The 12,850-nt window shown below is 52.5% G+C and carries 8 protein-coding genes; 6 read left to right on the forward strand and 2 right to left on the reverse strand.

What is annotated here, in order from left to right:
• Positions 1-150: 150 nt before the first annotated feature.
• Positions 151-2,202, reverse strand: coding sequence for a hypothetical protein (locus C3F13_07425; protein ID PWB54114.1), 2,052 nt, complete (start codon positions 2,200-2,202; stop codon positions 151-153).
• Complete coding sequence (locus C3F13_07430) at positions 2,203-2,934, reverse strand: Fe-S oxidoreductase (GenBank protein PWB54115.1); 732 nt, start codon at positions 2,932-2,934, stop codon at positions 2,203-2,205.
• 190 nt (positions 2,935-3,124) lie between these two features.
• On the opposite strand from C3F13_07430, the gene C3F13_07435 reads away from it, so the two are divergent.
• The 6 genes from C3F13_07435 (at position 3,125) to C3F13_07460 (ending at position 12,810) form a co-directional block, all read left to right on the forward strand.
• Complete coding sequence (locus C3F13_07435) at positions 3,125-5,269, forward strand: alpha-glucan phosphorylase (GenBank protein ID PWB54116.1); 2,145 nt, start codon at positions 3,125-3,127, stop codon at positions 5,267-5,269.
• A 2-nt stretch (positions 5,270-5,271) separates the two neighbouring features.
• The gene (locus C3F13_07440; protein ID PWB54117.1) at positions 5,272-5,799 is read left to right on the forward strand and encodes a hypothetical protein; all 528 of its coding nucleotides are present in this window, start codon (positions 5,272-5,274) and stop codon (positions 5,797-5,799) included.
• 125 nt (positions 5,800-5,924) lie between these two features.
• Positions 5,925-7,316 (forward strand): cytochrome ubiquinol oxidase subunit I, encoded by a 1,392-nt coding sequence (locus tag C3F13_07445; protein ID PWB54118.1) that lies wholly within the window; start codon positions 5,925-5,927, stop codon positions 7,314-7,316.
• Positions 7,317-7,327: 11 nt separating this feature from the next.
• Positions 7,328-8,344 carry a cytochrome d ubiquinol oxidase subunit II gene (gene cydB, locus C3F13_07450; GenBank protein PWB54119.1) on the forward strand — a complete coding sequence of 339 codons (1,017 nt, stop codon included), beginning with the start codon at positions 7,328-7,330 and terminating at the stop codon, positions 8,342-8,344.
• Between the two features lie 79 nt (positions 8,345-8,423).
• Positions 8,424-12,002: an ABC transporter gene (locus tag C3F13_07455; protein PWB54120.1), complete on the forward strand. Its 3,579-nt coding sequence runs from the start codon at positions 8,424-8,426 to the stop codon at positions 12,000-12,002.
• Between the two features lie 55 nt (positions 12,003-12,057).
• The gene (locus tag C3F13_07460; GenBank protein PWB54121.1) at positions 12,058-12,810 is read left to right on the forward strand and encodes an alpha/beta hydrolase; all 753 of its coding nucleotides are present in this window, start codon (positions 12,058-12,060) and stop codon (positions 12,808-12,810) included.
• Positions 12,811-12,850: the final 40 nt, after the last annotated feature.

Genomic DNA, 12,850 nt, shown 5'->3' on the forward strand with positions numbered 1-12,850 from the left:
AAACAAATCCGCCACGACACTTCGTCGCAGCGGTTTAAACTGCAGCAAGCCTGTATCTCTTAAAATTATATCATCAGAACCCGTACGCATTTGAAAAGTAGGACTCACATTTTAATGCAAACGCCGATTGACCTCGAATTCCATTCCGCCTTACCCATCTTTCACGCATACTACCCACAACTCACCAGGTCCATGCACGCCAATCGTCAACGTCATTTCAATATCGGAGGTGCGCGAAGGGCCGGTGATGATCACCGCGCATGAGGTTTGTGCCACTACCGGATTGCCGATCACCTGATCCAGGCTTTCGTATATATCCTTCTCATGCAGGATGGCGATGTGGATTTCTGGCAGCAGGGAGGCGGTCATCGGCCTGCCCTCACCTCCCAATAGGATCACTGAGCCTGTATCAGCTAACCCTGCATATGTACCGGTTAATCCCACCCTTACCTTGCTGCTGGCTTCTATGCTCTCTGCCGTTGGCTGATTGAGCTGGATGCCTGCCGATGCCAGACGCTCGAGCAGCTGAGCTGGTAAATACGCAGAATCCCATACCAATAATTCTTCCAATCCTTGTAGTTTCAAAATTTGAATCACCTGATCGGGCAATTCGTGGGGTGAGCAAGTTACGAAATGGCCTCCCAGGGCTGTTAATTCGGATTCAAAACGGTCTACACCTGTCAGCTGAGGCGCGGAGATTGATCCTGTTTCAGCAGTTTCGGTTTGGTTGTGGTTTGCTACCGTGGCAGTCTGCTGAGGCGAGATATGGACCATTTCCGGGAATCGAGAACGAAAGGAACGAACGGCTGGTTGTGGGAAATCCTTTGAAAGTCCCCACCCACTGAACGCTGGCAGTCGCATCCACGGGTCATTCTTCGAGAATAAGCCTGCCAGCCAACCGAAGATACCAGCCATCTTTTGAGCAAACGCATACCGCCAGGGAGAGGCTGCGGTGAAAGCAAAAAATCCCAGCCCAATCTTCAATGCAAGCGGAGCATTGGGTTGGGTTATCGGTTTTAGCTGGTTTGTTTGGCGGCCTGCCCTCACACGCAACAGCAATTTGGGTATGTCAATATCCACCGGGCAGGCTTCCCGGCAGGCGCCACACAGGCTGGAAGCGCGCGCCAATTGCCCAAACTCAGCCTGCCCGAATAGGGCGGGCGAGACTACACTTCCCACCGGACCAGGATAGGGGCTGTGCTTCCCATCGCGGGAGACGTATGCATGCCCGCCAATCTCTCGAAAAACTGGGCAGGCATTCAGGCATGATCCACAGCGGATGCAATACAAAATCTCGCGCAATTCCGATTGGCGCGTTGCCCTCCTCCCATTATCCACCAGGATCACATGCCGTTCCATCGGACCATCCGCATCATTCGGGCGCCTGGGGCTGTTGAGCAGGCTGGTATAAGCAGTCAGCTTTTGACCTGTGGCTGACCGGGGAAGTAATGAGAGCATCAGAGCCAGGTCAGCCATGCTGGGCACCAACCGCTCAATACCCATCAGGGCAATATGGACAGGAGGCACTGTGGTGACCATGCGACCATTTCCTTCATTGGTGACCAGGCACAAAGTGCCTGTCTCAGCCACAGCTAAATTAACCCCCGAGATGCCGATATTCGCATTGAGAAACACCTGCCGCAGGGTTTGTCGGGCGGCAATGGTCATGATGCTGATATCTTTAGTATAAGGGATGCCCAGCTTCTCCTGAAACAGCCTGCCCACATCCTGCCGCCTGAGGTGGACTGCGGGGGTGATGATGTGTGCGGGAGGCTCACCCCGCAGCTGGACAATATATTCGCCCAGGTCAGTTTCGACCACCTGAAACCTTTCTGCCTCAAGAGCAGGGTTCAGCTCTATTTCTTCGCTCACCATAGTCTTCGATTTGCCTATCAATTGGGCTCCATGGCTGTGGGCGATCTCAATCACCTGGCGGATTGCTTCGGCGCTATCCGCAGCAAGATGGATCAGCATGCCATTCGCTTCAGCGTGTTGGATGAACATCTCAAGATAGTGATCCAGCTGGTCGATCACCTCGGTCCGCACAGCCCGCGCCTGAAGTCGTAAAGCTTGATGGTCGGGAACAGAAGCAAAAGCGTTCTTGCGGACGGCAATTCGCCGTACGGCGTTCGCATCCAGGGCAAATTGTAAATTCTCATCCGCCAATGATTTCCTGATTCGAGTATGGAATGGGCTGGTCATCTAGGTCTTTCCCAGAACATCGGCGATGTGCACGGCATGCGGGGCCTTGTTTTTGCGATGCAAACCACCATTAATATTGGTCACGCATCCGGCATCGCATGCCACAACCAGGTCTGCACCGCTGGCTTCCAGATTGGCAATCTTGCGCTCGAGCATGGCACTCGAGATTTCAGGATGCTCAACAGAGAACACGCCACCAAAACCGCAGCAGTCTCCACTATCCGGCAGCTCGACCAGCTCAACTCCTTGGATAGCGGCCAACAAACGACGCGGCTGGTGATCCACACCCAGGCCGCGTAACAGATGGCATGAGGAATGATAGGTTATGCGTTGATTGAACTGCACCCCCAGGTCAGTAATTCCCAAGACGTCCACCAGATACTCCGTCAGCTCGTAGGTTCGACTGGCAAGCTGCTCTGCCTTTGGCAGCCATTGCTGGTCTCCAGCGAATAATTCGATGTACGAATGACGGAGCATCGCTGCGCATGATCCCGAAGGAACCACGACCGGACCAGGATAATCCTCAAAGGCCTGGATGGTCTGGATTGCCATCTGGCGCGCCTGAGAACGGAAGCCTGCATTGAAGGCAGGCTGCCCGCAACAGGTCTGTCCGGGCGGAAAGGAGACCTGTACTCCAGCCTTCTCCAGCACCCGCACCACTGCTTCTCCCGTCTCAGGGTAAAGTGTATCGATGATGCATGTCACAAATAATTGAACAGTTTCCACAAGAATTCTCCTGGGCCAATTGTAGCTTAAACCAGGGCTCTTGGCTCGTCTGATTGCAGGCGAGTTCCAACGAAAATCCTGATAGCAGGTGCAGGGCAGGCAAGGTGACAGGCTGCCGCAAAATCAGGCTGACGTGGTAAGATTAACAGCGCTTTGTTCAGCAACTCACAATGTATTCATCAGGAATAACAAGATTATGGTTAATTTCAAAACGATCATCCCCAACCAGTTCACCCTTCCCCGCAGGATAAACCGCCTCGGTGAACTGGCTTACAACTTATGGTGGACCTGGAATCCTGAGGCTCAACGACTTTTCTCCCGGATCGACACCGTACTCTGGGAAAAAACCAATCACAATGCAGTTCAATTCCTCAAGCTGGTAGACCAGGCTCGTCTAAAAAGTGTGATCAATGATCGCTACGCACTGGATCACTATGACCGCATCCTGCGTGCCTTCGACGATTACATGAAATTAAAAAATACCTGGTATGCGAGTAGCTATCCCCATAATTTAGACCAACCCGTGGCATACTTTTCGACAGAATTTGGCCTGCATGAGACCATGCCGATTTATGCTGGAGGGCTGGGAGTGCTTTCAGGAGATCATCTGAAAGGTGCCAGTGACCTGGGGTTGCCATTCCTGGCTATTGGATTCCTATACACCCAGGGGTATTTTTCTCAGCATATCTCCGAGGATGGGTGGCAGGAAGCTCGTTACATGCGTTTAAAATTTGAAGAGCTACCAGTCCTGCCTTTCATCGACGAGCAGGGAAACCCCTTCACGGTTACTATAGAGCTGCCTGGCAGGAATATCGAAGCCCGTTTATGGGAGATTCGCGTCGGCCGGATACCTCTGTATTTGCTCGACAGTGATGTGGAAAGCAATTCACCTGGCGACCGTGAGCTGACTTCACGGCTGTATATCAGCGACATGGATGCACGCATCTCGCAGGAAATCATCTTGGGGATTGGCGGCGTCAGGGCTTTGCGTGCCCTCGGCTACAACCCCGATGTATGGCATATGAACGAAGGTCATTCAGCGTTCATGGTGTTGGAACGCATCCGTGAGCTGGTTGCAGCTGGCAATTCATTTGAAAAAGCAGCTGATAATGTCCGGTCCGCTACCATTTTCACCACACACACGAATGTACCCGCTGGCTCGGATGAGTTCCCCATCTGGTTGATGGATAAGTATTTTTCCAACTTCTGGCCCCAATTGGGCCTGGAACGCGACCAGTTTATCCAGCTTGCCCACCATGCCCTGCCTTGGGGTGAGACGTTCAGCATGCCCATCCTGGCGATGAATTTTTCCACGAAACGCAACGCAGTGTCGGAGCTGCACGGTAAGGTTGCCCGTAAAATTTGGAATTTTTATTGGCCGAACCTCAGAGAAGATGAAGTGCCGATCACACACATTACCAATGGTGTGCACACAACCACCTGGCTTGCCCGGCGCTTGAGCTCCATGTACGATCGCTATCTCGGGAATGGCTGGAAAGACCACATCGACGACCAGGAGCTTTGGGAGCGGATCGAGAACATCCCAGACGCAGAGCTGTGGGCGATCCGCCGCCACTTGAAGCGAAAGTTAACCATATACATCCTGGAACGCACCCGTGAACAATGGCTGCATGGTGGAGTCCATCCGGTACAGGTGATTGCCTCCGGCGCATTGCTGGATCCCTATGCATTGACCATCGGATTTGCCCGCCGCTTCGCTACATATAAGCGGGCGAACTTGATCCTACATGATGTCAACCGCTTGATGGAAATCATCAACAAACCTACCCAGCCAGTGCAGATCATCTTTGCCGGTAAAGCCCACCCAGCAGATGAACCAGGTAAGCTCATCATCCAGGAGGTGTACCGGACGATCAAAAAAGCCGAAGCTGGCGGCCGGTTGGTGTTCCTTGAAGATTACGACATGAACCTAGCCAGGTACCTTGTCCAGGGTGTGGATGTGTGGCTGAATACCCCTCGCAGGCCCAATGAAGCATCTGGCACCTCCGGGCAAAAAGCAGCCTTCAACGGCGTGCTTAATTTTTCTGTTTTGGATGGTTGGTGGCGCGAAGGATTCAATGGATCCAATGGTTGGGCTATTGGGGATGAGCAGGATCGTGAGACCAACGAGCAACAGGATGACGCCGATGCCGAAAGCCTGTATGATACCCTCGAGAATAAAATCATCCCTTTGTATTATCAAGACCGCTCCGCGGATAACCAGCCCGGGGATTGGATCACCTTCATGAAAGAATCGATGCGTACACTGACCCCGCGCTTCAATGTCCAGCGTATGGTGAAAGAATATACCGAGCGAATGTACCTGCCAACTGAACGATAGCCATGGAATTACTATTATCCACCCAGGCGTGGCTAAGCGCATTATTAATCTTCATCCTGCGTGTCAGCGATATGACCCTCGACACCCTGCGCGTCTTATTCGTTATGCGCGGGAAAAAGAAGATCGCCTGGGTGCTGGGTTTCTTCCAATCGGCTATCTTCGTACTAGCGATTGGCAAGGTTCTTACTCAGGTCAATAATCCATTGAATATTATTGGCTACGCGGCGGGTTTCGCCACTGGGAATGTGGTGGGCATGCTGATCGAGGAGCGCATTGCCATCGGTCATATTATGATTAACATCATCAGCCCACGGCGTGGGTCGGCCATTGTTACTCATTTACGAGAGAACGGTTATGCAGTCACCGAACTATCTGGCCGGGGCAAAGATGGAATGGTCTCAATGATTAACGCCTCGGTCCTGCGTAAGCAAGTAGATGTAGTTTACCGGCTGGTAAATGATATCGATCCAGAAGCCTTCATCACTGCCGAAGATGTTCGTCCCATCCGCAGGGGATTCTGGCGAGCCTGACCGCTTTTCCCCTGTTGAAATTACGGAATACCATTCATAACCTGCCCCTCATGATGTAAAATTACCTTGTGAAATAATCCTCTTTTTGCTAAGATATTACAAATTTATGTGGGAGGAGTGCAATTATGAATGTGTTGCTGCTCGCTAGGCTTCAATTTGCAATCACAATCATTTACCATTTTTTCTTTGTTCCCCTAACCCTGGGTCTGTCTCTAATGGTGGCGATCTTTGAATCTATCTATGTCGCCACTGGCAAAGAGACCTACAAACGCCTGACCAAGTTCTGGGGAAAATTATTCCTGATCAACTTTGCTATTGGCGTGGTCACGGGCATCGTCCAGGAATTCCAGTTCGGCATGTCATGGTCAGAATACTCACGTTTCGTAGGTGATATTTTTGGGGCACCCCTGGCTATCGAAGCCCTGCTGGCGTTCTTCCTGGAATCCACGTTTCTGGGGATATGGATTTTCGGCTGGGACCGGATATCCAAGGGCTTACATCTGGCTACCATATGGTTGGTGGTCGTTGGAAGCACTATCTCCGCCATGTGGATCCTGGTTGCCAATGCATTCATGCAGCACCCGGTCGGATATACCATTGAGGATGGTCGGGCGGTTTTGACCAATTTCTGGGAAGTGGTGACGAACCTCCCCATCTTTAGCCATTTTCCGCACGTCCTCAGTGCAGGATTGGTCACCGCTTCATTTTTTATGATGGGGGTGAGTGCTTATCACCTGATCAGGCACAATGAGACGGAATTGTTTCGAATATCCATCCGCCTGGCAAGTGCGGTTGGTCTGGTGGCAACCATTGCAGTCGGTCTATCCGGGCACACCCAGGGCCAGGAACTGTTGGTTACCCAGCCCATGAAACTGGCCTCCCTTGAAGCCCTCTATAACACCGAAGATCCTGCCTCCCTGTCCATCATCACGATCGGAAATCCGGTGACGCGTGAAGTATTACTCGATTGGCGGGTACCTGGCTTACTGAGCTTCATGGAATATAACCGCTTCACAGGTAAAGTTGAAGGCATTCTTGACCTTGAACAACAGTATATACAGCAGTACGGCCCAGGTGATTACGTGCCACCACCGTACATCCTGTATTGGAGCTTTCGCGCCATGGTCGGGGCTGGATTATTGATGATTCTAATCAGTCTGGTGGCATTATTCATCGAACTAAAAAACCTTTATGCAAAACTAGGCTGGTTCATAAAGATACTGCCCTTTGCGGTTGCCCTGCCCTACATTGCTAACACAACGGGTTGGATCCTGACGGAAGTGGGCCGCTTCCCCTGGACGGTGTACAGAGTACTCAAGCTCCCAGACAGCGTGTCGCTGGCCTTAAGCGGAGGTGAGATCCTGATAAGCTTGATCGGATTTATCCTGGTGTATGGCTTACTAATCACAGCGACGGTCTACCTGATGATGAAATTCGCCAAGGCCGGACCTGTTCTCACTTCAGAATCGCCCGCTGAATTCAACCCATCCCTGGTCGCCCCATCAGAAGGGAAGTAGGAGGTATTCTAATGAGCCTGAATACACTTTGGTTTATATTTATCGCCGTCCTCTATACAGGTTTCTTCATCTTGGAAGGCTTCGATTTTGGGGTGGGTATCCTGCTACCATTCCTGGGGAAAAACGATACTCAACGCCGAACAATCATCAATACCATCGGACCGCATTGGGATGGTAATGAGGTGTGGTTAATCGCTGCAGGTGGGGCTACCTTTGCAGCCTTCCCGAACTGGTACGCCACCCTGTTCAGCGGATTCTATCTGCCGTTGTTCCTGGTGTTGATCGGGTTGATTGTGCGTGGGGTAGCTTTCGAGTTCCGCAGCAAGGATGAGAACCCCACCTGGCGCTCTTTGTGGGACTGGTGCATCTTTACAGGTAGCCTGTTGGCCGCCGTCCTGTTACCCATTGCGTTTTCCAACCTGGTGCGTGGGGTCCCAATTGATGCCAATATGCAGTATGTGGGAGGGTTTTTTAACCTATTGAATCCCTTTGCACTCCTGGCTGCTCTGGCAGTCGTTGTGCTCCTGATTTTCCATGGGGCAGCTTTCCTGTCAATTAAGACCGAGGGGGAGCTTGAACAAAGAGCAAAAGGTGTGGTCCGCTCGCTCTGGTTATTGGTTGTCCTGATCCTGGTCATTTTCATTGTCACCGCCTTCATCACCACCGATATCCGCCTGCGATTAAGCGTCCTCCCCATCTTGTTCCCTGTCTTGGGGGCAGCAGCTATCCTGATAAGCGGGTATTTCCTGCGAAAAGAGCAATACGGCAGGGTGTTCTTGATGACCTGCCTCACCGTCGCATTCGTTGTCCTGACCATCTTCGCTTTCCTGTATCCACGCGTGATGGTGTCGAGTTTAAACCCATTATGGAGCTTGAATATCGAAAATGCGGCTTCATCTTTTACCACCTTACGGTTAATGACCATCGTAACCTTGATCTTCCTGCCGATCGTCTTGCTTTACCAGGGCTGGACGTATTGGATCTTTCGTAAACGTGTTTCGGGGGATGCTAAAAAGCTAACCTATTGAAATCGGTATCCTGCTCATTGCGGTCAGCATTCAGTGCCTTATTACCCTGCCCTGAATGCTGACCGCCGCTTAATTCTTGATGAAGATCGACCCACGCCTGCTCAAGGAAGCTAGATACGCCCAATACTTGATCGCCCTGGCAATCTGCCTGGGGTTGATTGGTGGATTCCTGATCATCCTCCAGGCACGCGGTGTGGCCAAAGTGGTAAACCAGGTATTTCTTGAAAACAAAAACCTGCAGGCGGTCATTCCCATCATCGCTGCGGTTGTTCTCATCATTTCCATACGAGCAATATTAATCTGGGGGAGTGAAACCACAGCTGGTTCAGCTGGAAGGAAGATTAAACAGGGTTTACGTGAGCAATTGATTGCCCACCTCCACGCCCTTGGTCCGGCTAATTTACAAGGCGAGGTAGGAGGAACGGAAAATCAAACTGGTGCACTGGTCAACCTGGCGACGGAAGGCATTGACGCGCTCGATGCGTATTTCAGCCAATACCTGCCACAGCTTGCCTTGGCAGCTCTGGTCCCAATTGCGATTTTAATCTTCGTATTTCCTCTAGATCCATTGTCGGGAGTCATCCTGCTGGTTACTGCGCCGCTGCTACCAGTTTTCATGTACCTGATTGGCAGCGCCGCTGAAACGCTTACCCGAAAACAATGGCTAGGGCTAAGCAGGATGAGCGCTTATTTCCTGGATGTGCTGCAAGGCTTAACTACGCTAAAGGCCCTTGGCCGAAGCCAAAGACAGGCTGGGATGATCCAGGAGGTCAGTGACCAGTATCGTCGCATAACCATGGGGGTACTAAAGGTTACCTTCCTATCGGCACTGGCGTTGGAGCTGGTCGCCACGCTCAGCACTGCGGTTGTGGCGGTCGAGATTGGCGTCCGCTTGCTCTACGGACGTCTGGCATTCGAACAGGCCTTCTGTATTCTCCTGCTTGCGCCTGAATTCTACCTACCCCTGCGATTATTAGGCACACGCTTTCATGCTGGCATGGCGGGTGTGGAAGCAGCCAAGCGGATTTATGAGATACTCGACCAACCTCTGCCATCCTCGCACCAAAATGGAGCAACTGATCGACATTCTCCACAACCTGTGACCACACCACCAACAATCACCTTTAACAACGTCAAGTTCGCCTATGCGAACGATCCGGTCGTCCTTGACCAGGTTTCCTTCGATGTGCCCGCAGGAAAAATCACCGCTCTGACCGGTGACAGCGGAGCTGGTAAATCCACCCTGACCTGGCTATTAATGCGCTTTCTCCTGCCCCAAGCAGGTGAGATTCTGGTCGATGGAGAGCGCCTCGCGCAATTTCCACTTGATGCATGGCATGCCAGCCTAGCCTGGGTGCCGCAAAATCCCTACCTCTTCAATGATACGATCGCCGCGAATATCCGCCTCGCGGATCCACAGGCTAACATTAACGCGGTCCAGCATGCCGCTCGCCTGGCACATGCTGATGAGTTCATCCGCGGACTGCCCCACGGATACGAGACTCTGATTGGTGAACGCGGTACTCGCTTAAGCATGGGTCAGGCCCAGCGTATTGCCTTGGCCCGTGCCTTCCTCAAGGATGCCCCACTCCTGATCTTGGATGAAGCCACTTCGCACCTTGACCCTGAAACGAATGAATTAATCCAGGATTCGATCCGGCAATTAACCTGCGACCGCACTGTCTTGATTATTGCTCATCAGCAAGCTACCATCCAGAATGCCGACCAGGTGGTCAAATTGAGCCATGGGAAGGTTGAAACCACGGCTCAGCAGGTGCACTTGCCGAAGGTAGCAACACCAGCAGTAAAGTATAGGCATGGACTTGACGCGCCTCCCATGGAATCGAAACCGGGGTTGGCACTCAACCCGCCTGAATCGCTGAAAGACAAGCCAGCTCAGCCAAGGCTGCCATTGTCCCGCCTGCTCAAGACGATGCTTCCCTTCTGGCCCAGGATTGGATTGGCGATGGGGTTGGGATTTGCCACCATTCTCAGCGGTGTAGGTTTGATGGCAGCTTCGGCGTATATCATCTCCGCAGCTGCACTCCACCCATCCATCGCAGAGCTGCAGGTGGCGATCGTGGGGGTACGTTTTTTTGGGCTGTCGCGCGGGGTCTTTCGCTATCTTGAGCGGCTCACCTCCCACGATGTGACCTTCCGCTTGCTGGCCAGCTGGCGAGTATGGTTTTACCAGGCTCTGGAACCTCTGGCACCTGCTCGCCTCAAACGCTACCACAGCGGAGACCTGCTCACACGCGCCATCCGGGATATCGGCTCGCTCGAGACATTCTATGTAAGGGCGTTGAACCCTCCGCTGGTCGCCATCCTGGTCAGTGGGGTTGTCTTGCTCTTCCTCAACAACTTTGGCTTACCACTGGTCTGGGGACTGATGGTCTTTCTCATCTTTGCAGGCATTCTCCAGCCCATCCTCACCACGTATCAAGCGCGCGGGTTAGGCGTTAGAATGCTTGCTGAGCGAGCCCAGCTCAGCACGCTATTGATCGACAGCTTTCAAGGCCTGCCTGACTTGATCGCTTTCGGTCAGGCAGATCAACAACAACTGCGGGTACGGCAGGCGGGAAACCGGTTAATCAAGATCCAGGGCCGCATCGCTAATCTATCTGCAGTACATACTGCATTGGGGAGCCTGTTTTCCAACCTGGCGATGATCACTGTGCTGGTACTCGGTATTCAAATGGTCAGCGAGGGTCAGCTCTCGGGTGTGTACCTCGGCGTGGTGGCATTAACTGCCCTTACCTGCTTTGAGGCCATCCAACCCCTTCCCCAGGTAGCCCAGAATCTCGAAGCGAACCGGGCTGCACTGGGGAGGCTGTACGAGCTGGTGGATGCACCGCAGCCTGTGGTCGACCTCGATTCACCCCGTGAGTTGCCTGCAAGGAAAGACCTGGAAATTCAAAATCTTTCATTTGCATACCCAGCCTGGGCTGACTCTGAATCGCCATCAACAGAAGTTACCTTCAGTCTGAAAGATATCTCGTTCGACCTGCCTCAAGGGAAGCATATTGCCCTCCTTGGTGCAAGCGGAGCGGGAAAATCAACCCTGGCCAATCTGCTCATGCGGTTTTGGGAGTATCAGCAAGGTTCGATCAGATTGGGCGGTAATGAGCTACACGATTACCCCCAGGAGCATATCCGGGGGCTGATTGGGTTGGTAGGTCAAGATACTTATTTGTTCTGTGCGACGGTTAAAGAAAACCTGCTGATTGCAAAACCATCTGCAACAGATGTAGAGATTATGCAGGCGTTAGGTTATGCCCAGCTGGATAATTTTATCCGCTCCCTACCGGCAGGGACTGATACTTGGATCGGCGAGCATGGTTTTCGATTGAGTGCAGGAGAGCGCCAGAGGCTGGCAATTGCTCGGCTCATTCTGAAGGATGCTCCACTGCTGATCCTGGATGAGCCGACGGTCAATCTCGACCCCGCCACGGAAGGCAAAGTATTAAACTCCGTCCAGCAATTAAGCCGCGGTCGCAGCACGATTACCATCAGCCAGAACATGGTGGGTCTTGAAAGCATGGATGAGATCCTGGTCCTGCGCGCAGGTGAAGTGACCGAGCGCGGTACGCATGTTGAATTACTGGCAAAGCACGGCCTATATTACCGCATGTGGAACCTTTATCATCAAATCGTGTAAAATAGCGGCACTGCTTTCAGAGAAAATCCTTGAGCTAAAGAGAGAGGCATCAGTTATGAAATGGTTGAAGAAATTCTGGTGGGTGGTTCTGCTTGGCGCCCTGGCTGTTGCTGTGATCGGATTTGTGGCCTGGGGATCGATCGTCCCAGCCCCCATGCCTGAAGCCATCGCGGCATTGCAATCGGATGAACAGGTCCAGGTGACCACTGAACCCTGGCTGGTTTTCGAGCCTACCCAGCAAATCCCAACAACCGGCTTTATCATTTACCCGGGCGGGCGGGTGGATCCGCGTTCTTATGCACCCCAGGCTAATACGATTGCCGAGCAAGGTTACCTGGTCGTCATTGTGCCCATGCCGCTCAATCTGGCTGTCTTCGGCTCTGGCAAAGCAGGAGCGGTCATTGAAGCTTATCTAGAGATTGACAGTTGGGTGATTGGCGGGCACTCCTTAGGCGGCTCGATGGCCGCTTCATACGCTTATAATCACCCCGATCAAATCGATGGGCTTGTTTTATGGGCCTCCTACCCGGCCAGCAGTAACGACCTCACCAACAGCGGAATAAAGGTCGCCTCTATATCTGCAAGCCTGGATGGATTGGCGACACCAGATAAAATTGAAGCTTCACGCAGTTTATTACCCGCCGATACTAACTGGCTGGAGATCGATGGGGGCAATCATGCCCAATTCGGCTGGTATGGTGACCAGGCCGGTGATAACCCTGCAACCATCACCCGCGAGGCACAGCAGGCCCAGGTCATCCAGGCAACCTTCGACCTTATAAAATCTGTCAGCACTGCCACCCAATAAACTGTCTCGGTTTGTCTCAAACAAAAAAACAGGGCAGGCA

It is taken from the genome of Anaerolineales bacterium, from assembly GCA_003105035.1.
GTDB lineage: Bacteria > Chloroflexota > Anaerolineae > Anaerolineales > UBA4823 > FEB-25.